Below are 24,500 nucleotides of genomic sequence, written 5' to 3'. Positions count from 1 at the left end.
ATCAGAACGAGTAGGGGACGTAGCACAGGGCGGCGAGCACGATCGCGCCCCAGCCCAGCAGCGCGGGCCTGCGGTACCAGGCGTCGTCGCCCTCCTCGGGCAGCTCGTCGGCGTCCGGGGACTCGGTTCCGTACACCAGGCCGGCCAGTTCGGCCTCGGGCTTGGGAGCCGTGAACAGCGTGACCGCGACCATGACGACCGCACCGGCGACGAAACCGACGATCGCGGAGACGAAGTTGGCGCCCTGGTCGGTCGGGATGTCGATGACACCCTGCTTGTAGATCACGAAGTAGTTGACCATCGCGGCGGTGGTGCCCGCCAGCAGGCCCCAGACGCCCGACTTCATCGAGGCGCGCTTCCAGAACATGCCGATGATGAAGACCACGAACAGCGGGACGTTGAAGAAGGAGAACAGCGTCTGGAGGTAGCTCATGATGTTGGAGAAGCTGGAGGCGATGAACGCCGTGCCGATGGAGGCCAGCACCCCGAGCACCGTGATCTTGCGGCCGAAGCCCAGGTAGTACGCGTCCGGCTGGTCCTTCTTCACGTACCGCGCCCAGATGTCCGTGGTGAACACCGTGTTGAACGAGGAGACGTTGGCGGCCATGCCGGCCATGAAGGCGGCGAGCAGACCGGTCACCGCGATGCCGAGTACACCGTTGGGCAGCAGCTCCCGCATCAGGAGCGGGATGGCGTCGTTGTAGGTCGTGTCCGAGCCGGCGGTGCCGATGTTGGGCACGACCACGGCGGCGACCAGGCCGGGGATCATCACGAGGAAGACGATGAAGATCTTCGGGAACGCGGCGATCAGCGGGGTGCGCTGGGCGGCCGAGAGGTTCTTCGCGGACAGGGCGCGCTGGACCTCGGCGAAGTTCGTCGTCCAGTAGCCGAACGAGAGCACGAAGCCCAGGCCGAGGATGATCGTCAGCCAGTTGGCGCCGAGGGGGTTGGCGTCACCGATGCCGGTGCCGCCCCAGGCGGTCATGAAGTTCGCGCCGTGACTCGATTCCAGCGAGTCGCTCAGGCCGTCCCAGCCGCCGACACGCTTGAGGCCCAGCACGGTCAGCGGGATCAGGGCCGCGAGGATGACGAAGAACTGCAGCACCTCGTTGTAGATCGCGGAGGAGAGGCCGCCGATGGTGATGTAGATGAGGACGAAGAGGCCCGCGACCACGATCGCGACCCACTGCGGCCAGCCGAGGAGCGCCTCCACGACGATCGACAGGGCGTACAGGTTGACGCCCGCGATCAGTACCGCCGAGAACGCGAAGAGTATGGAACTGAGCAGATGCGCCGACTTGTCGAAGCGGTGCAGCAGGAACTCCGGTACGGAGCGCACCTTCGAGCGGTAGTAGAAGGGCATCATCACGAGGCCCAGGAAGACCATCGCCGGGATGGCGCCGATCCAGTACCAGTGGACGACCGCGACGCCGTACTGCGCGCCGGTCGCGGCCATGCCGAGGATCTCCGTGGCGCCGAGATTCGCCGCGACGAAGGCCAGACCGGTCACCCATGCGGGCAGTGACCGTCCGGACAGGAAGAAGTCGAGGCTCGTCTTCACGCTCGCCCGGGCGGCGAAGCCGATGCCGAGGACGACGGCGAAGTAGATCGCCAGGATCGTGTAGTCGAGCCCGTTCGTGGGGAGCCGGAGCCCTGCAGCCAGATATTGCATGTGGGGGTATCTCGCTTCGTTGCGCGAACTGAACCCGAAGGAAACTACGCTCTTGTGTTCAAAAAATGAACACTTCCCATGAGGTTCTTTGTTGGATTGTGATCGTATTGCCGAAAACAGGGGCCTTAACCGCGATGCCGCCCCGGAGATCCCTCTCACGCCGCGCGCGTGGACTCATTGACGAGTCTGTTGATTTGTGGTTCATTGTGTGCGGTTCTGTTTGGGAGGAGTCTGGTGAAGAAGACGGTTACGACGCTCGCCGACGGCCGGGAGCTGATCTACTACGACAGCCGTGACGACGTCGTCCGCGACGCCGTGGACCGGCGTCCGCTCGACCCCGTCTCGACCTCGTCCGAGGTCCGCCGCGACCCGCTGCTCGGCGACAGCGTCGCCATCGCCTCGCACCGCCAGGGCCGCATCTACCACCCCCCGGCCGACGAGTGCCCGCTCTGCCCCTCTCGGGAGGGCCGGCGGAGCGAGATCCCGGAGCCGGACTACGACGTCGCCGTCTTCGAGAACCGCTTCCCCTCGCTCGCCGGCGACTCCGGCCGCTGCGAGGTCGTCTGCTTCACCTCCGACCACGACGCGTCCTTCGCCGACCTCACCGAGGAGCAGGCCGCACTCGTCCTGGAGGCGTGGACCGACCGCACCGCGGAGCTCGCCGAGCTCCCGCAGGTCACTCAGGTGTTCTGCTTCGAGAACCGGGGCGCCGAGATCGGCGTCACGCTCGGCCACCCGCACGGCCAGATCTACGGCTACCCCTTCGTCACCCCGCGCACCCAGCTGATGCTCCGCTCCGCGGCCGCCCACCACGCGGAGACCGGCGGCAACCTCTTCGACGACGTGCTGGCCCGCGAGGAGGCGGACGGCTCCCGGATCGTCCTCGCCGCCGAGCACTGGGTGGCCTTCGTCCCGTACGCGGCGCACTGGCCGTACGAGGTCCATCTCTACCCCCGCCACCGCGTTCCCGACCTGCGGGAGCTCGACGAGGCCGCACGCACGGAATTCCCACAGGTCTATCTGGAACTCTTGAGGCGATTCGACCGGATCTTCGGCCCCGGCGAGCCGCCGACCCCGTACATCTCCGCCTGGCACCAGGCGCCGTTCGGAGTCGGGGGACGGGATGACTTCGCGCTCCATCTGGAGCTTTTCACCATCCGACGCACCTCCGGCAAGCTGAAGTTCCTCGCGGGTTCCGAATCCGGCATGAACGTGTTCATCAACGACGTGCCGCCGGAGACCGCGGCCCAGCGACTGCGAGAGGTAGCGAGCGAGTGAGCAAGTCCCCGAAGAAGTACCTGGTGACCGGCGGCGCGGGATACGTGGGCAGCGTGGTCGCCCAGCACCTGCTGGAGGCGGGGCACGCCGTCACCGTCCTCGACGACCTCTCCACCGGTTTCCGCGAGGGCGTCCCGGCCGGCGCAGAGTTCGTCGAGGGCCGCATCCAGGACGCCGCGAAGTACCTGGACTCCTCCTACGACGGGGTGCTGCACTTCGCCGCGTACTCCCAGGTCGGCGAGTCCGTGGCCGACCCGGAGAAGTACTGGGTCAACAACGTGGGCGGCTCCACCGCCCTGCTCGCCGCGATGCGCGACGCCGGGGTGCGCACCCTGGTCTTCTCCTCCACCGCCGCCACCTACGGCGAGCCGGTCTCCAGCCCCATCACCGAGGCCGCCCCCACCGCCCCGACCAGCCCGTACGGCGCCACCAAGCTCGCCGTCGACCACATGATCACCGGTGAGGCGGCCGCCCACGGGCTGGCCGCGGTCTCGCTGCGCTACTTCAACGTGGCGGGGGCGTACGGCAGCTGCGGCGAGCGGCACAGCCCCGAGTCCCACCTCATCCCGCTGGTCCTCCAGGTCGCGCTCGGGCAGCGCGCGTCGATCTCCGTCTACGGCGACGACTACCCCACCCCCGACGGCACCTGCGTCCGCGACTACATCCACGTCGCCGACCTCGCCGAGGCCCACCTGCTGGCCCTCGACGCCGCCACCGAGGGCGAGCACCTGATCTGCAACCTCGGTAACGGCAACGGCTTCTCGGTCCGCGAGGTCATCGAGACCGTCCGCGAGGTCACCGGCCACCCCGTCCCCGAGACCGCGGCCCCGCGCCGCGCCGGCGACCCGGCCGTCCTCGTCGCCTCCGCCGCCACCGCCAGGGAGCGCCTCGGCTGGCAGCCGTCCCGCGCCGACCTGGCCGGAATCGTCTCCGACGCCTGGACGTTCGCCCGCCGAGAGGAGCCCACCGCACCATGACCGACAACGCTGAGCCGACCACCTCCTTCACCGATCTCACCGCCTCGTTCACCGAGCTGTACGGGAGCGCGCCCGAGGGGGTCTGGGCCGCCCCCGGCCGGGTCAACCTGATCGGCGAGTACACCGACTTCAACGACGGCTTCGTGATGCCGCTCGCGCTGCCGCACACCGCACGGGCCGCCGTCGCCCGCCGCACCGACGGCGAGCTGCGGCTGCACTCCACGGATGTGCCGGGCGGCGTCGTCCAGCTCCGCGTCGACGCGCTGACCCCGAAGGACGGCCACGGCTGGGCCGCCTACCCCGCCGGGGTCGTCTGGGCCCTGCGTGAGGCCGGTCACGAGATCACCGGTGCCGACATCCAGCTGTCCTCCACCGTCCCCACCGGCGCCGGGCTCTCCTCGTCCGCCGCGCTCGAAGTGGTGACGGGCCTGGCCCTGAACGACCTCTTCGGTCTCGGACTCACCCTCGCCGAGCTCGCGGTCCTCGCCCAGCGCGCCGAGAACGCGTTCGTCGGCGTCCCCTGCGGCGTCATGGACCAGATGGCGTCGGCCTGCTGCACCGAGGGCCACGCGCTGCACCTGGACACCCGAGACCTCACCCAGCGCCAGGTCCCCTTCGACCTGGCCGCCCAGGGCCTGCGGCTCCTGGTCGTCGACACCCGCGTCAAGCACGCGCTGGGTGACGGCGCCTACGCGGAGCGGCGGGCCGGCTGCGAGGAGGGCGCCCGCCTCCTCGGCATCCGTACCCTGCGCGAGCTTCCGTACGGGGAGCTGGGCACCGCGCTCGACACCCTGGCCGCGGCCGGTGCGGACGAGTCCGTCGTGCGCTACGTACGCCATGTGGTCGGCGACAACCAGCGCGTCGAGCAGGTCATCGCGCTGCTCGACTCCGGCGAGGTGCGCGCGGCGGGTCCGGTTCTCACCGCCGGGCATGTCTCGCTCCGCGACGATCTGCGGGTCTCCTGCGTGGAGCTGGACCTGGTCGTCGAGACGGCGAACGCGGCCGGCGCGCTCGGCGCGCGGATGACCGGTGGCGGCTTCGGCGGCTCGGCGATCGTGCTCGTGGAGGAGTCGCAGGCGGACACGGTCGCCAAGTCCGTGCAGGAGGCGTTCGCCGCCGCGGGCTACGCGGCCCCGGGCGTCTTCCCCGCGGTGCCTTCGGCGGGGGCCCGCCGGCTCGCCTGAGCCGGGCGCGAGCCGTTCGTCAGAGTTCCTTGGTGAGCGTGAACTCGGTGACTCCGGGCGGGTAGTTCTCGACCCGCCCGCTCACCTCGTAACCCCGCTTCCGGTAGAAGTCCGGGGCCTGGAAGTCCCAGGTCTCCACCCGGGAGCGGGCGCAGGACCGGTCCGTCCGGGCCACCCGTTCCGCCTCGGCGAGCAGTCGCGAGCCGAGGCCGGAACCGCGGTGGCGGACGTCGACCCACAGCAGATCCACATGGAGCCAGTACGCCCAGGTGCGGCCGGTCAGCCCCGCGGCGACCCGCCCCTCGGCGTCCAGCGCCCACACCTCCAGCGGGACTTCGAGTGCGGCGGGCGTATCGCGCAGGGCGCGGATCCGCGGTGAGCGGGCCGTGTTGTCGTCACGCAGCCGCCTGTTCAGCAGCTGACGTCGTTCTTTGTCCACTTCTGTCTCAAGACGGAACATGAACCACAGCCTAGGACCGGACCGGCCGCCAGTTCTGTGAATCGGCTTCCGCTCCCGGCCGCCGCCCGTACCCTGATGCACAGCACCGGCGGGGGCCGGTGCTGATTCAGGGGTACGAGACAGCCGGGTGCGACGCCCGGGCGGAGGGGCAGTCGACACACGGCGGCGGCCGTGGACTGCGGTTCAACTCCCCGCTCCGGGCGTCGCACCCGTGCCGGTCCCTCCCTGCCGGGGGTCGCGCGTTCCGGGCGCCCCAGAAACACACACAGCGTGGGGGTGCCTGTGGCCCGTATCCGGGTTCTCGTCGTCGACGACCACCGCATTTTCGCCGAGTCACTCGCCGCGGCGCTCGCCGCCGAGCCGGACGTGGACGTGGCCGCGGCGGGCAGTGGTCCGGCCGCCCTGCGGTGTCTGGAACGCGCGGCGGCCGAGGGGCGCGGTTACGACGTGATACTGGTCGACGCCGAGCTGGGCATCGTGCGCCCGCCCGGCCGGCCGGCCGCCGGCCCGGTGCCGGTGCCCGCTCCCAGGGCCGGCGAGAACGCCCTGGTCGACGGCATCTCCCTGGTGGCCGGCATCCGTGCGCTGCGGCCGTCGGTGCGCACGGTGGTGCTCGCCGAGAAGGACGACCCGCGCCGGGCCGCGCTCGCGCTCCAGTCGGGTGCCTGTGGCTGGGTCGCCAAGGACAGCTCGCTGCAACGGCTGCTCGCGGTGATCCGCGGCGTGCTGCGCGAGGAGACGCATCTGCCGCCCGCGCTGCTCACGGGCGTACTGCGGGAGCTGATGGCGGACCGCAAGCACCGCACCGAGAGCGAACAGCTCGTCGAGTCCCTGACCCCGCGCGAGCGCGAGGTGCTGCGCTGCATGGTGGCGGGTCTCGGCCGCAAGGCGGTGGCGGAGCGGCTCTTCCTCTCCCCGCACACGGTGCGTACGCACATGCAGAACGTGCTGGGGAAGCTGGGCGTGCACTCGACGCTGGCGGCCGTCGCGCTGGCGAGACGGGCGGGTGTCGGCCCGGCCGACCTGGGATCGCCCGCGCTGGTACCGGAGGCGGCGGACCGGGTCCTAGCCGGGGATGTTGTCGAACGGGGCAGTCAACCGGCGTAGCAGACCCGCCAGTTCGCCCCGCTGCTGGCGGGAGAGCTCGCCCAGGATGGCGCGTTCCTGGGCGAGCAGGCCCGCCAGGGACTGATCGGCCTTGTCGCGGCCCTCGGCGGTCAGCCGGACCAGCACGCCGCGGCGGTCGCTGGGGTCGGGGAGCCGCTCGACGAGATTCTTCTTGGTCAGCCGGTCGATGCGGTTGGTCATCGTGCCCGAGGTGACCAGGGTCTGGGTGAGGAGCTGGCCGGGGGAGAGCTGGTACGGGGCGCCGGCGCGGCGCAGCGACGTGAGGACGTCGAACTCCCACGGTTCCAGGTGGTGCTCGGCGAAGGCGATTCTGCGGGCCCGGTCGAGGTGGCGGGCCAGGCGGGAGACGCGGCTGAGGACCTCGAGTGGTTCCACGTCGAGGTCGGGGCGCTCGCGGCGCCATGCAGCGACCAGTCGGTCGACCTCGTCCTCCATGTGGATCAGTGTAGAGGGTCTGTCGACATGAAGTCTCTTGAATTCGAGTCTCTTGACATCAAGATACCTGTCGGCCGATCCTGATCCCATGACCGCACCCACCTGGGACCCGCAGCAGTACCTGCGCCACGCGGACCATCGCACCCGCCCCTTCCACGACCTGCTGGCCCGCGTCCCCGAACCGCCGGCCGCCGCCCCCCGCATCGCCGACCTCGGCTGCGGCGCGGGCAACGTCACCGCTTTGCTCGCCGCACGCTGGCCGGCGGCCCGTATCACCGGCTACGACAACTCCCCGCAGATGCTGGAACGGGCCCGCGCCCACGCCACCGCCCTGCTGGACTTCGCCGAAGCCGACGCCGCGACCTGGATCCCCGCCGAGCCGCACGACCTGATCATCTCCAACGCCCTGCTCCAATGGGTCCCCGGCCACGCCGACCGCTTCCCCGGATGGCTGGACGGCCTCACCCCCGGTGGCACCCTCGCCCTCCAGGTCCCGGGCAACTTCGACCAGCCCTCGCACGTCCTGATGCGCGAACTCGCCGAGTCCCCGCGCTGGCGCGGCCGCCTCGGCGGCCGTCTGCGCCACGCGGACGCGGTCCTCGCCCCCGCCGGCTACCTGGACCGCCTCACGGGCCCCCACCGCACGGCCGACGTCTGGGAGACCACCTACCTCCACCTCCTGCACGGTGAGGACCCCGTCCTCGACTGGGTGAAGGGCACCGGGCTGCGCCCGGTCCTCACCGCCCTCGCCGACGACGAGGAGGCCCGGGACGCCTTCCTCGCCGAATACCGCGACCTGCTGCGCGCCGCGTACCCCGCGGGCCCGCACGGCACGGTCTTCCCGTTCCGACGCGTCTTCGCCGTAGCCCACCGGGAGAAGTGATGATCGCCGCCGTCGACCACGTCCAGCTGGCCGCCCCCGCGGGCTCGGAGGAGGCCCTGCGCGCGTACTACGTACGGATCCTCGGCATGACGGAGATCCCCAAGCCGCCGGTCCTGGCCGCCCGCGGCGGCTGCTGGTTCCAGGCCGGGCCGGTCCAGCTCCACCTGGGCGTCGAGGCGGAGTTCCGCCCGGCCCGCAAGGCCCACCCGGGCCTGCGGGTGCAGGACATCGAGGCGTACGCGGCCCGGCTGGCGGAGCGCGGCGCCGAGGTGCGGTGGGACGGGGACCTGCCGGGCCACCGCCGCTTCTTCAGCCACGACCCGGTGGGCAACCGGCTGGAGTTCCTGGAACCGGACGGGGCCCCGGCACCGGAGCACCGGTGACGGGACCCCGTCGCGTACGTATGCCGCCGACGCTCAGTTCTTGCGGTGCCCGATCAGCCGCGGCTTCGACTCCAGGTTCTCCAGACCGTGCCAGGCCAGATTCACCAGATGGGCGGCGACCTCCGCCTTCTTGGGCTTGCGCGCGTTCACCCACCACTGACCCGTCAGTGCCACCATCCCGACCAGCGCCTGCGCGTACAGCGGGGCCAGCTTCGGATCGAAGCCCCGGGCCTTGAACTCCAGCCCCAGGATGTCCTCCACCTGTGTGGCGATATCACTGATGAGCGAGGCGAACGTGCCCGTCGACTGGGCCACCGGCGAGTCGCGGACCAGGATGCGGAAACCGTCGGTGTACGTCTCGATGTAGTCCAGCAGCGCGAACGCCGCCTGCTCCAGGAGCTCACGCGGATGACCGGCGGTCAGCGCGGTGTTCACCATCTCCAGGAGCTGACGCATCTCCCGGTCCACCACGACGGCGTACAGCCCCTCCTTGCCGCCGAAGTGCTCGTACACCACCGGCTTGGAAACCCCGGCACGCGCCGCGATCTCCTCCACCGAGGTGCCTTCGAAGCCCTTGTCGGCGAAGAGGGTGCGACCGATGTCGAGCAACTGCTCGCGGCGTTCCTTCCCGGTCATCCGCACCCGGCGGGCTCGCCGGGCCGAGGGTGCACGGGTGTTCTCGCTGCTTGCGCTTGAGTCGGTCGCCACGTCGTCAATCATGCCGCGTCGGCCCGCGCGGGGTGGCGCCGGGACTCGATACGGGCGGAGTCGGGCCAGCGCACATCGGTCGCCCAGCCCAGCTTCTCGAACCAGCGGATCAGCCGCGCGCTCGAATCGATCTGACCGCGCATCACGCCGTGCCGCGCACTCGTCGGGTCCGCGTGGTGCAGGTTGTGCCAGGACTCACCGCACGACAGGATCGCCAGCCACCACACGTTGCCGGACTTGTCGCGGGACTTGAAGGGGCGCTTGCCCACCGCGTGGCAGATCGAGTTGATCGACCACGTCACGTGGTGCAGCAGTGCCACCCGGACCAGCGAGCCCCAGAAGAACGCGGTCGCCGCACCCCACCACGACATTGTGACCAGGCCCCCCACCAGCGGCGGAATGGCCAGCGAGACGATCGTGAAGGTGAGGAAGTGACGGGAGATCCCGCGGATCGCCGGGTCCCTGATCAGATCGGGGGCGTACTTCTGCTGAGGCGTCCGCTCCTCGTCGAACATCCAGGCGATGTGCGCCCACCAGAGGCCCTTCAGCAGGGCCGGCAGCGTCTCGCCGAAACGCCACGGCGAGTGCGGGTCGCCCTCCGCGTCGGAGAAGCGGTGGTGCTTGCGGTGGTCGGCCACCCAGCGGACCACCGGGCCCTCCACCGCCAGCGAACCGGCCACGGCCAGGGCGATGCGGAGCGGACGCTTCGCCTTGAACGAACCATGCGTGAAGTAACGGTGGAAACCGATCGTGATGCCATGGCAGCCGATGAAGTACATCGCCACCAGCAGGCCCAGGTCGAGCCAGCTCACACCGCGGCCCCAGGCCAGCGGCACCGCCGCTACCAGAGCCACGAACGGCACGACGATGAACAGCAGGAGCGCGATCTGCTCGATCGACCGCTTGTTGTCCCCGCCGAGCGTGGCGAGGGGAAGATCCTGGACGTCAGCCGTCTGAGCGGCCTCGATCACTTCGGGGCTGGTCTTCATGGGGAGTCCCCTGGGGGGTGAGAATGCGGCGGAAAGGCAGGGCCTCCGCACGGGAGACCCTCGGGCTACGCACCCGTAACCTACGGCGTCGTAAGTATGGCAGCGAGGAGGCCCGCCACACGAGAGGGCGAGGAGACGGCACGTACTGGTGCTATACGGGGTAGGGGACATGACGCGTACCCCGCACGTACCCGTCATGAACAGGCGGGCACCTCTCGGGCCGCGAACAGCACCGACAGCACGGACACCTATCCTGGAGAGGTCGGACAGCGCGGTCCGCACCCTGCCACCCGGGGGGTTGCGTCAGCACCGCTGCCAGCCGTGGGCCCCGGATCCCGTGCTCAACCACTGCAAGGAGCCGCACACTGTGAGCAGTGCCGACCAGACCCCTGCCGCCAGCCCCGAGCTGCGCGCCGACATCCGCCGCCTCGGCGACCTGCTGGGCGAGGCCCTCGTACGCCAGGAGGGCCCGGAGCTCCTCGACCTCGTCGAGCGCGTCCGCGCCCTGACCCGTACCGACGGCGAGGCCGCGGCCGAGCTCCTCGGCGACACGGACCTGGAGACCGCCGCACAGCTCGTGCGGGCCTTCTCCACCTACTTCCACCTCGCGAACGTCACCGAGCAGGTCCACCGCGCCCACGAGATGCGCGACCGGCGCGCCGCCGAGGGCGGGCTCCTCGCCCGGACCGCCGACCGGCTCAAGGACGCGGACCCCGAGCACCTGCGCGAGACCGTCAAGAACCTCAACGTACGGCCCGTCTTCACCGCGCACCCCACCGAGGCCGCGCGGCGCTCCGTACTGAACAAGCTCCGCCGCATCGCCGCACTCCTGGAGACCCCGGTCATCGAGGCCGACCGGCGCCGCCAGGACATCCGGCTCGCCGAGAACATCGACCTCATCTGGCAGACCGACGAGCTGCGCGTGGTCCGCCCGGAGCCGGCCGACGAGGCCCGCAACGCCATCTACTACCTCGACGAGCTCCACGCCAACGCCGTGGGCGACGTCCTGGAGGACCTGGCCGCCGAGCTGGACCGTGTCGGCGTCGAACTGCCCGCCGGTACCCGCCCGCTCACCTTCGGCACCTGGATCGGCGGCGACCGCGACGGCAACCCCAACGTGACGCCCGCCGTCACCTGGGAGGTGCTGATCCTCCAGCACGAGCACGGCATCACCGACGCCCTCGAACTGGTCGACCAGCTGCGCGGACTGCTCTCCAACTCCATCCGCTACACCGGAGCCACCGACGAGCTCCTCGCCTCCCTCCAGGCCGACCTGGAAGCGCTCCCCGAGATCAGCCCCCGCTACAAGCGGCTGAACGCCGAGGAGCCCTACCGGCTCAAGGCCACCTGCATCCGGCAGAAGCTCGTCAACACCCGCGAGCGCCTCGCCTCCGGCACCCCGCACCGCCCCGGCTGCGACTACCTGGGCACCGCCGGACTCATCGCCGACCTGGCCCTCATCCAGACCTCGCTGCGCGAGCACAAGGGCGGCATCGTCGCCGACGGCCGGATGGACCGCACCATCCGCACGCTGAACGCCTTCGGCCTCCAGCTCGCCACCATGGACGTACGCGAACACGCCGACGCCCACCACCACGCCCTGGGCCAGCTCTTCGACCGCCTCGGCGAGGAGTCCTGGCGCTACGCCGACATGCCGCGCGACTACCGGCAGAAGCTCCTCGCCAAGGAGCTCCGCTCCCGTCGCCCGCTCGCCCCGACCCCGGCCCCGCTGGACGCCGCGGGCGAGAAGACCCTCGGCGTCTTCCACACCATCAGCCAGGCCTTCGAGCGCTTCGGCCCCGAAGTCATCGAGTCCTACATCATCTCGATGTGCCAGGGCGCCGACGACGTCTTCGCCGCCGCCGTCCTCGCCCGCGAGGCGGGCCTCCTGGACCTGCACGGCGGCTGGGCCAAGATCGGCATCGTGCCGCTCCTGGAGACCACCGACGAGCTCAAGGCCGCCGACGTCATCCTCGACGAGATGCTCGCCGACCCCTCGTACCGCCGGCTCGTCTCGCTCCGCGGCGACGTCCAGGAGGTCATGCTCGGGTACTCCGACTCCTCCAAGTTCGGCGGCATCACCACCTCCCAGTGGGAGATCCACCGCGCCCAGCGCCGGCTGCGCGACGTCGCCCACCGCTACGGCGTGCGCCTGCGCCTCTTCCACGGCCGCGGCGGCACCGTCGGCCGCGGCGGCGGCCCCTCGCACGACGCGATCCTCGCGCAGCCGTGGGGCACGCTGGAGGGCGAGATCAAGGTGACCGAGCAGGGCGAGGTCATCTCCGACAAGTACCTCATCCCCGCGCTCGCCCGCGAGAACCTGGAGCTGACCGTCGCGGCCACCCTCCAGGCCTCCGCGCTGCACACCGCGCCCCGCCAGTCCGACGAGGCCCTGGCCCGCTGGGACGCGGCCATGGACACCGTCTCCGACGCCGCCCACGCCGCGTACCGCAAGCTGGTCGAGGACCCCGACCTGCCGACGTACTTCCTCGCCTCCACCCCGGTGGACCAGCTCGCCGACCTGCACCTGGGCTCCAGGCCCTCCCGCCGGCCCGGCTCCGGCGTCTCGCTCGACGGCCTGCGCGCCATCCCGTGGGTCTTCGGCTGGACCCAGTCACGGCAGATCGTGCCCGGCTGGTACGGCGTCGGCTCCGGCCTCAAGGCGCTGCGCGAGGCCGGTCTGGACACCGTCCTGGAAGAGATGCACGAACAGTGGCACTTCTTCCAGAACTTCATCTCCAACGTGGAGATGACCCTCGCCAAGACCGACCTGCGCATCGCCCGGCACTACGTCGACACGCTCGTCCCCGACGAGCTCAAGCACGTCTTCGACGACATCGAGGCCGAGCACGCGCTGACCGTGCAGGAAGTCCTCAAGGTCACCGGCAACACCGAACTGCTCGGCACCAGCCCGGTGCTCCAGCAGACCTTCGCCATCCGCGACGCCTACCTGGACCCGATCTCCTACCTCCAGGTGTCCCTGCTGGCCCGTCAGCGCCAGTCGGCCGAACGCGGCGAGGAAGCCGACCCGCTGCTCGCCCGCGCCCTGCTGCTCACCGTCAACGGTGTCGCCGCCGGACTGCGCAACACCGGCTGATCAGCAGGACCGGCTGACCGGCACCGGCTGATCGAGACCGGCTGACCGACACGGTCGCGGGCGGGGTCCCCTCACAGGGCGATGAACGTCGCCACGAGCAGGGCCCCGCCCGCGATCCCGGCACCCCAGCCGATCCGGGGCAGCCGCAGACCGCCGCCGATCACGAGGCCGGCCAGGACCAGCGCCCCGCCCAGCGGCATCCACGCATGCAGGAAACCCGGTGTCCCGGTGCGTACGACCTCGAAGGTGCCGGGCTTCACGACCACGGGGAAACGGTCCCCCTTCTGCGCCGCGACGGACTTCTCGACCGACACCCGGGAGCGCGCGGCCCCGTCGTCGGTCGGTGTGTAGGGACCCGTGCAGACCTCGCTGCCGCACCCCGTGACCGTCATCGTCCCGTGTTCACGGCCCTTGGCCAGCACGATGTGATGGGCCGAGTCCCACGAGGACAGCACGCCCGCGACGAGCAGCAGCAGGACGACGCAGCCGAGCGCCGCGCTGCGGCCGTACTGCAGGGCACGGCGGGAGGAGCTGCGCTTCATGGGGGCCGATCCTTGGCCAGGGCCCTGCGGTCGGTCAAGTTGTGGCCGAAAACAGCCCACTTACCTGTCGGTATGTCGGGATTCACGCCCGCCCGCGCGGCTCAGGAGTTGTAGGCGCTCTGCGCCCGCTCCAGCCCCTCGGCCAGCAGACACTCCACCGAGTCCGCCGCCCGGTCCACCAGGAAGGCGAGCTCCTTGCGCTCCGTGGAGGAGAAGTCCTTCAACACGAAATCCGCCACCTGCATCCGCCCCGGCGGACGCCCGATCCCGAACCGGATCCGGTGGTAGTCGGGCCCCATCGACTTCGTCATCGACTTCAGACCGTTGTGCCCGTTGTCGCCACCGCCCAGCTTCAGCCGCAGCGTGCCGTAGTCGATGTCCAGTTCGTCGTGGACGGCCACGACGTGGTCGAGCGGCACCTTGTAGAAGTCGCGCAGCGCCGAGACCGGGCCGCCCGACAGGTTCATGTACGACATCGGCTTGGCCACGACCACGCGGCGGCTCAGCGGACCGGGCGGGCCGATCCGCCCCTCCAGCACCTGCGCCTGCGCCTTGGGGGCCCGCTTGAACTTCCCGCCGATCCGCTCCGCGAGCAGGTCGGCGACCATGAAGCCCACGTTGTGGCGGTTCGCCGCGTACTCGGGACCGGGATTGCCCAGGCCCACGATCAGCCAGGGGTCATTGGCGTCGGACATGGCGCTGGGTCTCCTCGCGTACGGGCGGGTGGCGACAGGGAACAGGCAAACGGGGCGGCGGGCCCCCGGAAGGAGACCGCCACCCCGTCAGTCAAGCAGGTGGGGTGAGGCTCAGGCCTCGGCGGGAGCCTCCTCCGCGGGGGCCTCCTCGACCTGAGCGGTGACGACCTGGAGCACGACGGCGTCCTCGTCACCGGCCAGCACGGAGCCCTTGGGCAGCGGGACGTCCTTGGCGAGGATCGAGTCGCCGGCGTCCAGGCCCGCGATGGAGACCGTGACGGACTCGGGGATGTGCGTGGCCTCGGCCTCGACGAGCAGGGTGTTCTGCACGTACTCGAGCAGGTTGCCGCCCGGGGCCAGCTCGCCCTCGACGTGCACCGCGATCTCGACCTCGACCTTTTCGCCGCGCTTCACGGTCAGCAGGTCGACGTGCTCGATGTTGCCCTTGAGGGCGTTGCGCTGCACGGCCTTCGGGATGACCAGGGCGTCCTTGCCGTCGATCTCGAGACCGATGAGGACGTTGGCGGTACGGAGCGCGAGCTGCAGCTCGTGGGCCGGGAGCGTGATGTGGACCGCGTCGGCGCCGTGGCCGTAGACGACGGCGGGAACCAGGTTGGCGCGACGGGTACGGCGGGCGGCGCCCTTGCCGAACTCGGAACGGACCTCGGCGGCGAGCTTGATCTCGGCCATGACTGCACTCCTCGTAAGGTGACAAAACTACGGATGGTCACCCGGCCCACGACAGGCCTGCTACGAAGAGCGCGTCGATAACGGACCGCCGTACCTATGAGTACGGCCTCCCTCGCCGAGCAACTCGCTGAGTCTACCCGGCGGGGAGGCCGCACCCCAAAGTGGATCTTCTGTGACGCTCTTCGCCCCGGAGGGGAAGGGCCTACTGCTCCTCGAAGAGGCTCGTGACCGAACCGTCCTCGAACACCTCGCGCACCGCGCGCGCGATGGTCGGCGCGATCGAGAGCACCGTGATCTTGTCCAGCTCCAGCTCGCCCGGGGTCGGCAGCGTGTCCGTGAACACGAACTCGCTCACCTTCGAGTTCTTCAGCCGGTCGGCGGCCGGACCCGAGAGCACGCCGTGCGTCGCCGTCACTATGACGTCCTCGGCACCGTGCGCGAACAGGGCGTCCGCGGCGGCGCAGATCGTGCCACCGGTGTCGATCATGTCGTCGACCAGGACACAGACCCGGCCCTCGACGTTGCCCACGACCTCGTGGACGCTGACCTGGTTGGGCACGTCCTTGTCGCGGCGCTTGTGCACGATCGCCAGCGGGGCGTCCAGGCGGTCGCACCAGCGGTCGGCGACGCGGACGCGTCCGGCGTCCGGCGACACGATCGTCAGCTTCGAGCGGTCGACCTTGGCGCCGACGTAGTCGGCCAGGATCGGCAGCGCGAAGAGGTGGTCGACCGGGCCGTCGAAGAAGCCCTGGATCTGGTCGGTGTGCAGGTCGACGGTGAGGATGCGGTCCGCACCCGCCGTCTTCATCAGGTCCGCGATCAGACGGGCCGAGATCGGCTCGCGGCCGCGGTGCTTCTTGTCCTGACGGGCGTAGCCGTAGAACGGCACGATCACCGTGATGGAACGGGCCGACGCGCGCTTCAGCGCGTCCAGCATGATCAGCTGCTCCATGATCCACTTGTTGATCGGAGCCGTGTGGCTCTGGATCAGGAAGCAGTCGGCGCCGCGGGCGGACTCCTGGAAGCGGACGTAGATCTCACCGTTGGCGAAATCGAAGGCCTTCGTCGGCACGAGGCCCACACCCAGTTGGTGCGCGACCTCCTCGGCCAGCTCGGGGTGGGCGCGGCCGGAGAAGAACATCAGTTTCTTCTCGCCGGTCGTCTTGATCCCGGTCACAGCACAGTCTCCTCAGACGTGTATCTGGCGCTGCACGCAGATGTCCCGATGTGCAACGAGCCAGCCGAAATGGGGTGAGCATCTATCACGGTACGCCGTGCGCGGCGCACCTGTTTCCGGTCAGCTTTCGCTGTCGGTGTCCTCCGCCGCGGCCAGGGCCGCCTGCGCGGCCGCGCTGCCCGGACGCTTACGGGCCACCCAACCCTCGATATTCCTTTGCTGGCCACGGGCCACGGCCAGCGAACCGGCCGGCACGTCCTTCGTGATGACCGAGCCGGCCGCGGTGTAGACGCCGTCCCCGACCGTGACAGGCGCCACAAACATATTGTCCGAACCGGTACGGCAGTGGGAGCCGATCGTCGTGTGGTGTTTGTTCACGCCGTCGTAGTTCACGAAGACGCTCGCCGCACCGATGTTGGTGTGGTCGCCGATCGTCGCGTCGCCGACGTACGACAGGTGGGGGACCTTCGTCCCTTCTCCGATCGTGGCGTTCTTCATCTCCACGTACGTGCCGGCCTTGGCCTTCGCGCCCAGCTTCGTGCCCGGCCGCAGATAGGCGAACGGGCCGACCAGCGCGCCCGGACCGACCTCGGCGCCGTCGGCGACGGTGTTGTCCACCCGGGCGCCCGCGTGGACGACGGTGTCCGTCAGCCGGGAGTTCGGGCCGACCTCGGCATCCTCCGCGAGATGCGTCGCGCCCAGCAGCTGTGTACCCGGGTGCACGATCGCGTCCCGCTCGTAGGTGACCGTGACGTCGATCAGCGTCGACGCCGGGTCCACCACGGTCACGCCCGCCGTCATCGCCCGCTCCAGCAGCCGCTGGTTCAGCAGCCGGCGGGCCTCGGCGAGCTGCACGCGGTTGTTGATCCCGAGGATCTCCCGGTGGTCACCGGCGACCGAGGCGCCGACCCGGTGCCCGGCCTCGCGCAGGATCGACAGCACGTCGGTGAGGTACTCCTCGCCCTGGCTGTTGTCCGTGCGCACCTTGCCGAGCGCGTCCGTGAGGAGCCGCCCGTCGAACGCGAACACTCCGGAGTTGATCTCCCGGATCGCGCGCTGCGCGTCCGTGGCGTCCTTGTGCTCGACGATCTCGGTGACCGCGCCGGTCGCCGCGTCGCGCACGATCCGGCCGTAGCCGGTGGAGTCGGGGACCTCGGCGCTGAGCACGGTGACGGCGTTGGCGTCGGCGGTGTGGGTGGCGGCGAGCGCGGCGAGCGTCTCGCCGGACAGCAGCGGGGTGTCGCCGCAGACGACGATCACGGTGCCCTCGACGGTCCCGCCCAGCTCGTCGAGCGCGACGCGCACCGCGTTGCCGGTGCCCTTCTGCTCGGCCTGGTAGGCGGTGCGCACCTGGGTGTCCGCGGCGCCGAGATGGGCGGTGACCTGCTCGCTCGCGTGGCCGACGACCACGACGAGGTGCTGCGGGTCCAGCTCGCGAGAGGCGGCGACGACATGTCCGACGAGCGAGCGCCCGGAGATCTCGTGCAGGACCTTGGGGGTCTTCGACTTCATACGGGTGCCCTCACCCGCTGCGAGGACGACGACGGCTGCCGGGCGTACGGAGCTCACGGATAGGCCCTTCGGCTTCGGGTGTTGGACATCCGCAGGATACCGGGGGGCGCTGGGCCGGACATGGGTGCGGGCCCCGACCGGTGGGGTCGGGGCCCGTGGCCCTCAGCTCCCCCACCAGGACTTGAACCCGGACAAATAGCACCAAAAGCTACTGTGCTGCCAATTACACCATGGGGGAATAAAGCCGACGGAACCGGACATTGCGCCAGGCTGTCGGATTGGCACGGAACACTATGCCGTACCACCGGCCCTCAACGCGACGGTATAGGCACGACCTGCTGTGCAGGTCACCCGAAAATGAGGTGCGCCCGCCCGTACGCTGGATGCCATGACCGCAACGGGGGCAGACCGGGAAGCGGCGGGACCGACCACCCGCGGCTACTGGTGGTGGGAACGGCGACGGAGCGTCGCACTGGATGGGGGACTGGCGCTGGCTTCGGCGCTGGAGTGTGCGCTGGAAGGGGTGCAGTTCGCGGGCGACACCGGGCTGCCGGTGCCGCTGGGGGTGGTGTTCGGGCTGTTCGCCGGGGCCGTACTGCTGGTGCGCCGGAAGTGGCCGATCGCGGTGGTGCTCGTCTCGATCGCGACGACCCCGGCCGAGATGGGCTTCCTGATGGGCCTGGTCGGCCTGTACACGCTGGCCGCGTCCGACGTGCCGCGGCGGATCACCGCGGTGCTGATGAGCATGCAGCTGGTGGGGACGTTCATCGTCACGTACGTGCGGCTGCGGCAGGGCGTCGACGCCGACGCGGACTTCGGTCCGGGTGACTGGTACGTCCCGATGCTGTCCCTCTTCATGGCGGTGGGCCTGACCGCGCCGCCCGTGCTGTTCGGCCTCTACATAGGGGCGCGGCGCCGGCTGATGGAGAGCCTGCGGGAGCGCGCGGACTCGCTGGAGCGGGAGCTCTCGCTGCTCGCGGACCGGGCGGAGGAGCGGGCGGAGTGGGCGCGTACGGAGGAGCGGAACCGGATCGCCCGGGAGATGCACGACGTGGTCGCGCACCGGGTGAGCCTGATGGTGGTCCACGCGGCGGCCCTGCAGGCGGTGGCGCCGAAGGATCCGGCCAAGGCGGTGCGTAACGCGGCGCTGGTCGGCGACATGGGGCGGCAGGCCCTGACCGAGTTGCGCGAGATGCTCGGCGTGCTGCGCACGGGGGAGCCGATGGTGGCGCGTGTGACGAAGGTGCCGCTGGCTTCTGTGGGCCGGGCGGCGCCGGTGGCGACGGAGGACGGGCCGCGGCTGGACGAGGTGGAGACGCTCGTGGGGGAGTCGCGGGCGGCGGGGATGACGGTGGAGCTGTCGGTGGAGGGCGAGGCGCGCGGGTACGCGCCGGAGGTCGAGCAGACGGCCTACCGCGTGGTGCAGGAGGCCCTGACGAACGTGCACAAGCACGCGGCGGGTGCGAAGACGTGGGTGCGCCTGGCCCACCGGGCCTCCGAGGTCGCGATGCAGGTGGAGAACGGCCCGTCCGACGCGGCCACGGCGGACGCGGGGCTGCCCAGCGGGGGCAACGGGCTGCTCGGCATGCGGGAGCGGGTGCTGGGGCTCGGGGGCGTCTTCGTGTCCGGTCCGACGGACGCGGGTGGTTTCCGGGTGTCGGCGGTCCTGCCGGACGCCGACGCGGCGTGACGGTACGGGCGTCGGCGGGGCGCTGCCGTACGGGCGTCGGGGCGGCGCGTCGGCGCAGGGGCGCCGCGCCCTCAGCCCGAGATCAGGCGTTCCGGCTGGATGCCGGTGACGAGGGTGGCGAGGGCGCTGTCGATGTCGGGGCCGAGGTACCAGTCGCCGGTGTGGTCGATGCTGTAGACCCGCCCGTCCGTGTCGATGGCGAGGACGGCCGGGCCGTCCCCTTCTTCGCCCAGGGGCGCGACTTCGGTTTCCAGGGCGCGTCCGAGGTCTCCCAGGGTCCGGGCCAGGTGGAGTCCGCTCAGCGGGTCGATCCGCACGGCCGGCGGCGCGATCTGCCGTCCGGGTGCGGTGGCCGTGATGTGCAGTCCGCCGAACTCGGCCCACGCCTCCACCGCGGCCGGGAACACGGCGTGCTGGTGTCCGGCGGGTGAGGCGTGGGAGCGCAGGGCGTCCGCCCATTCCTCGGCCTGGCGGATGTCCCAGCGGCCGGGCTGCCAGCCGGCGGCGCGCAGGGCGGCGTCGACGGCGACGGGGAAGCGGGTGGAGCTGTGGTGGGCCGGGCCGGTTTGTGCGGGCACGTCGGTTCGGTCGCGCATGGGGGCGTGGTCAGCCCTTCTCGGCGGTGGTCGCCGTTCCGGTCGTGGTGAGGTCGACGGGACGTACGCCGAAGTGGGCGAGCATGACGGAGCAGGAGCGGCAGGGCGCCGCGTAGCTGCCGTGGAGGGGGTCGCCGTCCTCGCGGATGCGACGTGCGGTGAGCCGGGCGTGCTTGAGCGCGCGCCGGGCCTCGCCGTTGGTGAGGGGCTTGCGCTGGGCTCGCTTGGAGCGGCCGCTTTCGGCGGCGGTGAGGTGCCGGGAGAGCAGTATGGCCTCGGGGCAGCGGCCGGTGAAGCGCTCGCGTTGTCCGCTGGGGAGGGTGTCGAGGAAGTCCTGGACGAGGTGGTGGAGCACCGGCGGCTGGTCGCCCTTGCCCGCGGTGCAGGTGAGCGTTTCGCCGCGTACGGACAGTGCTGCGGCCACCGCGGGCAGGATGCCGTCGCGGCGGTGGGTCAGCCGGGGCGTGTGGCCCGGCTCGTCGCTGCTCCAGCTGAGTCGTGGGTCCCCGGTGGTGACGGTCTGTGCAGAGTGTGCGGTGTGCATGGTGCTGTGTCCCTCCCGTGCCCGCAGCGGCTGCTGCCGAATGTGCACGCCCCCGTGTATGCGGGTGACAGCCTGCCAAATGTGTCGGGTCCTGTGAAAGCTGGGTCGGTGAAACGTGTCTGCGTGTCGCGATTCAGTGGCCTGTTCGTCGCTCGTCCGTCACCCCGTTGTGACGGTTGGTGACGGAAGTGGCCCGGGGGCGGAGGGGCGGGGTCTGTTGCGGGCTCACCGCATAGGCTGTGCCTGGACCGCCCCCGTGGGCAGGTCGGTCCTCATCAGCCAGACGCAGCAGGGGGCAACCGCCATGACGACAGGTCGGCTCGGGCAGCAAGCCGCGCCACCGAACGCGGCCTACGCCGGGCAGCTCGTGCACTTCCCGGACCCGGTCCGGGCGTCCCGCCACCCCAGAGGTGTGCGCATGGACGGGAACGGCTGTCCGGACTTCGCGCCGTACGCGCGCGCCGCCGCGGAGATCGCCGAGCCCCCGCAGGGGTTCGGCGTGGACGAGCTGCGGCTCACGGACTACGTGTCGGCGAACGCGGCGCTGGCGGCCAGCGGGCACGAGCTGTGGGGCACGATTCCCGCGGTGGCCACTCCGCACGGCTGGACCTGGCACCACGTGCCGGGCGGCCGGCGGATGGAGCTGGTTCCCGTCGAGGTGAAGGCGCTGCTGCGGCATCACGGCGGCCTGGCGACGACCGCGGTGGACCAGAACAAGCGGGGTACGCGTCCGCTGCAGGAGACCCGGCCCGCGCACTTCCGGTTGCCGAAGGGCGCCGTGGCGGTGAGCGAGCAGCAGATCCAGGGGGTCGAGGAGGATCTCGGCTACCGGCTGCCCGGTGCGTACCGCTCGTTCCTCAAGGCGGCCGGCGGCTCGGCCCCGGTCGGCGCGGCGCTGGACGCGGAGCTCGGTCTGCTGGTCGACCAGCCGTTCTTCACGGTGCGTGAGGAAGCCGGTGTGAACGACCTGGTGTACGTGAACAAGTGCCTGCGGGACCATCTGACCAAGGACTATCTCGGGGTCGGTTTCGTCCAGGGCGGCATCCTCGCGGTCAAGGTCCGCGGGGACGGCGTCGGTTCGGTCTGGTTCTGCGCCTACGACGACGCGCGTGACCGGGACGGCTGGAGTGTGCAGGAGCGGGTGGACCGGCTGCTGCTGCCGTGCGGCGCCGACTTCGACGCGTTTCTCCAGCGGCTCGCGGGCAATCCGCCGGAGCTGGAGACGGTGGCGAACCTGATGGTGGACGGCGGCTTCGCGCGTGCTGTCCCGGTGGAGGGGTGAGCGCGATGGTGACCTTTGCGCAGGCGCAGGAGCGCGCGGACGAGTGGGTCAACGGTGACGTTCCGGCGTACCAGCACCGGGAGGTGCGCGTACGTGAGTTCGAGCTCGGATTCGTGGTGTGGGCCGAGGACCGCGCCGAGGGCCCGGTCTCGGACGGTGGCCGGCAGCGGTTGGTGATCGCCCGGGACAGCGGCGAGGCCACGTTGTGGCCGGGGCTGCCGGTGGGTGAGGTGATCCGGCGGTACGAGGAGGAGTACGGCGCGCCGGACGGTGCGGCGCCTACGCCGGAGCCGGCGCAGCGCATCGATCTGAATCAGACGTCGTTCCTGTTGAGCCCGCCCGAGTGGCTCCAGGAGGCGGCGGACAAGCTGGGCATCCCCGACCACCGGGCGGAAGCGGCCGGCCGGACACCTCCGCCCGGGGTCCCGTCACCTTCCGCGCCGGGTGGGCCGGTTCCGTACGAGCCGACCGCTTCTCCGGGTGTGCGGGCGTCCGCGCCGCAGCCGCCCGTCGGGGCCACTCCGTGGGCGGGCACCGACACGAACGCGGGTTCCGACGAGGGCGAGGTCGAGCTGCCCGCCACCGTGTTCGCGCCGCCGCTCTCGGGTGCGGACGACGAGGCCGAGCCGCCGCGGGTGGTGCCGGCCGACGCGCCGACGGCGCTGATGTCGGGCGGCAGCCAGCTGCCTGCGACCGCGATCGCCCCGGGCCTGCCCCCGCAGGGCGGCCCCGCGGCCCCCGCCGCGCCGGTGCACGGTGGCCCCGGTGCTCAGCCGCCGGCTCCCCTGCCGAGCGGCCCCGCGCCGCACCGTGCCGCCGGTCCGGGCCCGCGTGCCGGTGCCGGTGACATCGCGGACGAGGCGACGAGCAAGGCGGTCGTTCCGCCGCGCGGTGCGCGCGGGGGCGGCTCGACCACTCCGCCGCCGCCCGGCGCTCCCGGTACTCCGGGTGCCCGGCCGGGTGGCGCGCCGCTGCCGCCGCCTTCGGGTCCGGGTGCGCCCGGCGCTCCGGCGGGCGGGTACGTGCCGACGCAGCTGGTGTCGCAGCTGGGCCCGCCCGGTGCGCCGCAGCCTCCGGCTCCTCCCGCGCCGCCCGGTTCCACGCCGCCGCCCCGTGGTGGCGACGTGCACCATGCGGCCACGATGTTCGCCGAGCCGGGTCAGGTCGGGCCGCCTGCTCCGCGGCCGCCCGGGGTTCCCGGTGCGCCCCCGCCGCCGGCTCCTCCGGCGCCGCCCGGTTCCACGCCGCCGCCTGCCGCGGGCAGCGTGCACCACGCGGCGACGATGTTCGCCGAGCCGGGCCGGGTCGGGCCGTCGGCTCCGCAGCCGCCCGGTCCGCCGGGTCCGCCCGGTGCGCCGATGGGCCAGGGCGCGTCGTCGGGCGGGGCCCCCGGTCCCGTACCGCCGCCGGGTCACACCCCGCCGCCGGCGTACGGCTATCCGCAGGCGCCGGCCGGTCAGCCGACCGTCGGTCCCGGCTACCAGGCCGTGCTGCGCTTCCGCGCGCCGGACGGCAGCGAGCAGCAGCTGATCCGCCGTTCCGCGCCGGGCACCCCGCACCCCGAGTGGCAGATGCTGCACGAGCTGCGGGCGATGAACGTGCCGCCGCAGCAGGTCATCGAGCTGCACACGGAGCTGGAGTCGTGCGAGCTGCCGGGTGGTTACTGCGCCCGGATGATCCGGGAGACCTGGCCGCAGGTGCGGATCACGAGTGTCGCCCCGTACGGCACGGACCACGCGAGCCGGCAGCAGGGCATGCAGCACCTGCTCACGCATCAGGGGGAGCTGCACCAGGTCGCGGACGGTCCGGCGCGTCCGGCGCCGGTGCGGGCTCCGCTGCCGCAGGTGCCGCCGGCGATGCAGGTGCCGCCGGAGGCGATCGCGGACGAGATGCTGCAGACGTTCGGCCCGCAGGGCGTGCTGCGTTTCGACCAGCGCGCGGTGTCCCGGCAGGGTGTGCCGGAGATCGTGGCGCGGACGCTGGTGTGGGCGGGTCTGCCCGCCGACTTCGGGCCGTTCTTCTGGGCGCAGCCGGGGCAGCCGGTGGTGCCGACGCTGGCGGAGCTGGCGGCACAGCGGCAGGTGCAGGCGGCTCCTGACGCGGGGTCGTACCTGGTGATGGGTTCGGACTTCGGCCGGGCGATCTGTGTGCAGTACGGCACGGCGAACATCGTGGCCGTGCCGGTGGAGGCGGGTCCGGGCGGGCAGTCGGTGCCGCCGCAGTTCGTGAACACGGGGCTGCCGGAGTTCACGCGCTGCATGGCGCTGCTGGGCCGGATGTGGCGGCTGCGGTTCGGGCTGAATCCCGAGCAGGCGGGCCGCTGGACGGTCGATTTCCAGGCGCAGCTGGCGGCGCTCGACCCGGCGGCCCTGGCCTCGCCGGAGAGCTGGTGGTCGGTGCTGCTGGAGCAGATGTGGGACGGGCTGATCTGACGGGCGCGTCGTCGCGGTAGTGCCGGGGGTGTGGCGCCCCTTCCCTTCGGGGGAGGGGCGCCACACCTCTTCCGTGTGCTGTGATGCCTGTCGCTTCCGTCCGGAAAGCATCGAATCGATTCCGACTTCTTGGCCAATTGCCGCAT

Annotated in this window: 22 protein-coding genes and 1 tRNA gene; 10 read left to right on the top strand and 13 right to left on the bottom strand. The window is 71.3% G+C overall.

The window, feature by feature from the left end; all coding sequences use genetic code 11:
* Window position 1: 1 nt before the first annotated feature.
* Complete coding sequence (locus tag ACGFZA_RS27605; RefSeq protein ID WP_385287556.1) at window positions 2-1,672, bottom strand: sodium:solute symporter family protein; 1,671 nt, start codon at window positions 1,670-1,672, stop codon at window positions 2-4.
* Between the two features lie 234 nt (window positions 1,673-1,906).
* On the opposite strand from ACGFZA_RS27605, the gene galT reads away from it, so the two are divergent.
* Genes galT through galK form a run of 3 tightly spaced genes read left to right on the top strand, consistent with a single transcriptional unit; the run spans window position 1,907 to window position 5,111 of the window.
* Window positions 1,907-2,950, top strand: coding sequence for a galactose-1-phosphate uridylyltransferase (gene galT / locus ACGFZA_RS27600; protein WP_385287558.1), 1,044 nt, complete (start codon window positions 1,907-1,909; stop codon window positions 2,948-2,950).
* Window positions 2,947-3,927 carry a UDP-glucose 4-epimerase GalE gene (gene galE, locus ACGFZA_RS27595; protein ID WP_385287561.1) on the top strand — a complete coding sequence of 327 codons (981 nt, stop codon included), beginning with the start codon at window positions 2,947-2,949 and terminating at the stop codon, window positions 3,925-3,927. Before galT ends, galE begins: the two co-directional genes overlap by 4 nt.
* Window positions 3,924-5,111: a galactokinase gene (gene galK, locus ACGFZA_RS27590; protein ID WP_385287563.1), complete on the top strand. Its 1,188-nt coding sequence runs from the start codon at window positions 3,924-3,926 to the stop codon at window positions 5,109-5,111. The genes galE and galK overlap by 4 nt, the downstream gene beginning before the upstream one ends.
* Window positions 5,112-5,130: 19 nt before the next feature.
* Here the strand turns inward: galK and ACGFZA_RS27585 are convergent, their stop codons facing one another.
* Window positions 5,131-5,571 (bottom strand): GNAT family N-acetyltransferase, encoded by a 441-nt coding sequence (locus ACGFZA_RS27585; RefSeq protein WP_385287565.1) that lies wholly within the window; start codon window positions 5,569-5,571, stop codon window positions 5,131-5,133.
* Window positions 5,572-5,853: 282 nt separating this feature from the next.
* Here ACGFZA_RS27585 and ACGFZA_RS27580 point away from each other — a divergent pair, with 282 nt between their 5' ends.
* Window positions 5,854-6,678, top strand: a complete 825-nt coding sequence (locus ACGFZA_RS27580; RefSeq protein ID WP_393682885.1) for a LuxR C-terminal-related transcriptional regulator — start codon at window positions 5,854-5,856, stop codon at window positions 6,676-6,678.
* Here ACGFZA_RS27580 and ACGFZA_RS27575 read toward each other — a convergent pair.
* Entirely contained in the window at window positions 6,637-7,134 is a 498-nt protein-coding gene (locus tag ACGFZA_RS27575) for a MarR family winged helix-turn-helix transcriptional regulator (protein ID WP_385287568.1), read from the bottom strand. The two genes, ACGFZA_RS27580 and ACGFZA_RS27575, sit on opposite strands and share 42 nt — an antisense overlap.
* A gap of 88 nt (window positions 7,135-7,222) precedes the next feature.
* Here ACGFZA_RS27575 and ACGFZA_RS27570 point away from each other — a divergent pair, with 88 nt between their 5' ends.
* Complete coding sequence (locus ACGFZA_RS27570; RefSeq protein ID WP_385287571.1) at window positions 7,223-8,017, top strand: trans-aconitate 2-methyltransferase; 795 nt, start codon at window positions 7,223-7,225, stop codon at window positions 8,015-8,017.
* On the top strand, window positions 8,017-8,400 hold the full coding sequence (locus tag ACGFZA_RS27565; protein WP_393682567.1) for a VOC family protein: 384 nt from the start codon (window positions 8,017-8,019) through the stop codon (window positions 8,398-8,400). Before ACGFZA_RS27570 ends, ACGFZA_RS27565 begins: the two co-directional genes overlap by 1 nt.
* 33 nt (window positions 8,401-8,433) lie before the next feature.
* Here ACGFZA_RS27565 and ACGFZA_RS27560 read toward each other — a convergent pair whose 3' ends face one another.
* Together ACGFZA_RS27560 and ACGFZA_RS27555 are read right to left on the bottom strand one after the other, a co-directional pair.
* Window positions 8,434-9,120 (bottom strand): TetR/AcrR family transcriptional regulator, encoded by a 687-nt coding sequence (locus ACGFZA_RS27560; protein ID WP_326736644.1) that lies wholly within the window; start codon window positions 9,118-9,120, stop codon window positions 8,434-8,436.
* Complete coding sequence (locus ACGFZA_RS27555; RefSeq protein ID WP_385287577.1) at window positions 9,117-10,097, bottom strand: acyl-CoA desaturase; 981 nt, start codon at window positions 10,095-10,097, stop codon at window positions 9,117-9,119. Before ACGFZA_RS27555 ends, ACGFZA_RS27560 begins: the two co-directional genes overlap by 4 nt.
* Before the next feature lie 367 nt (window positions 10,098-10,464).
* Between ACGFZA_RS27555 and ppc the strand changes: the two genes are divergently transcribed.
* Window positions 10,465-13,194 (top strand): phosphoenolpyruvate carboxylase, encoded by a 2,730-nt coding sequence (gene ppc / locus ACGFZA_RS27550; protein WP_393682564.1) that lies wholly within the window; start codon window positions 10,465-10,467, stop codon window positions 13,192-13,194.
* A 71-nt stretch (window positions 13,195-13,265) separates the two neighbouring features.
* Here the strand turns inward: ppc and ACGFZA_RS27545 are convergent, their stop codons facing one another.
* The 6 genes from ACGFZA_RS27545 to ACGFZA_RS27520 all read right to left on the bottom strand — a co-directional run bounded on the left by ACGFZA_RS27545 (window position 13,266) and on the right by ACGFZA_RS27520 (window position 18,048).
* Window positions 13,266-13,736, bottom strand: a complete 471-nt coding sequence (locus tag ACGFZA_RS27545) for a hypothetical protein (protein WP_393682562.1) — start codon at window positions 13,734-13,736, stop codon at window positions 13,266-13,268.
* Between the two features lie 101 nt (window positions 13,737-13,837).
* A complete protein-coding gene (gene pth, locus ACGFZA_RS27540) occupies window positions 13,838-14,431 on the bottom strand; it encodes an aminoacyl-tRNA hydrolase (RefSeq protein ID WP_330828496.1) in 594 nt (197 codons plus the stop codon).
* Window positions 14,432-14,542: 111 nt separating this feature from the next.
* On the bottom strand, window positions 14,543-15,121 hold the full coding sequence (locus ACGFZA_RS27535) for a 50S ribosomal protein L25/general stress protein Ctc (RefSeq protein ID WP_385287584.1): 579 nt from the start codon (window positions 15,119-15,121) through the stop codon (window positions 14,543-14,545).
* Window positions 15,122-15,323: 202 nt separating this feature from the next.
* Window positions 15,324-16,298 (bottom strand): ribose-phosphate diphosphokinase, encoded by a 975-nt coding sequence (locus ACGFZA_RS27530; RefSeq protein ID WP_024490433.1) that lies wholly within the window; start codon window positions 16,296-16,298, stop codon window positions 15,324-15,326.
* A 120-nt stretch (window positions 16,299-16,418) separates the two neighbouring features.
* Window positions 16,419-17,867: a bifunctional UDP-N-acetylglucosamine diphosphorylase/glucosamine-1-phosphate N-acetyltransferase GlmU gene (gene glmU, locus ACGFZA_RS27525; RefSeq protein ID WP_393682558.1), complete on the bottom strand. Its 1,449-nt coding sequence runs from the start codon at window positions 17,865-17,867 to the stop codon at window positions 16,419-16,421.
* A 109-nt stretch (window positions 17,868-17,976) separates the two neighbouring features.
* A tRNA-Gln gene (locus tag ACGFZA_RS27520) sits at window positions 17,977-18,048 on the bottom strand.
* 150 nt (window positions 18,049-18,198) lie between these two features.
* On the opposite strand from ACGFZA_RS27520, the gene ACGFZA_RS27515 reads away from it, so the two are divergent.
* Window positions 18,199-19,500 carry a sensor histidine kinase gene (locus tag ACGFZA_RS27515; RefSeq protein WP_385287589.1) on the top strand — a complete coding sequence of 434 codons (1,302 nt, stop codon included), beginning with the start codon at window positions 18,199-18,201 and terminating at the stop codon, window positions 19,498-19,500.
* Between the two features lie 71 nt (window positions 19,501-19,571).
* Here ACGFZA_RS27515 and ACGFZA_RS27510 read toward each other — a convergent pair whose 3' ends face one another.
* Window positions 19,572-20,096, bottom strand: a complete 525-nt coding sequence (locus tag ACGFZA_RS27510; protein ID WP_393682555.1) for an SUKH-3 domain-containing protein — start codon at window positions 20,094-20,096, stop codon at window positions 19,572-19,574.
* 10 nt (window positions 20,097-20,106) lie between these two features.
* Entirely contained in the window at window positions 20,107-20,640 is a 534-nt protein-coding gene (locus ACGFZA_RS27505; RefSeq protein WP_385287595.1) for a YwqJ-related putative deaminase, read from the bottom strand.
* A 304-nt stretch (window positions 20,641-20,944) separates the two neighbouring features.
* Between ACGFZA_RS27505 and ACGFZA_RS27500 the strand changes: the two genes are divergently transcribed.
* Together ACGFZA_RS27500 and ACGFZA_RS27495 are read left to right on the top strand one after the other, a co-directional pair.
* Window positions 20,945-21,922: an SMI1/KNR4 family protein gene (locus ACGFZA_RS27500; RefSeq protein ID WP_385287596.1), complete on the top strand. Its 978-nt coding sequence runs from the start codon at window positions 20,945-20,947 to the stop codon at window positions 21,920-21,922.
* A 5-nt stretch (window positions 21,923-21,927) separates the two neighbouring features.
* Complete coding sequence (locus ACGFZA_RS27495; protein WP_393682552.1) at window positions 21,928-24,354, top strand: SUKH-4 family immunity protein; 2,427 nt, start codon at window positions 21,928-21,930, stop codon at window positions 24,352-24,354.
* Window positions 24,355-24,500: the final 146 nt, after the last annotated feature.

The organism is Streptomyces sp. NPDC048211 (assembly GCF_043202315.1).
GTDB lineage: Bacteria > Actinomycetota > Actinomycetes > Streptomycetales > Streptomycetaceae > Streptomyces.
Note: the sequence above shows the minus strand (reverse complement) of the source record. Positions and strands in the feature narration are given on the sequence as shown.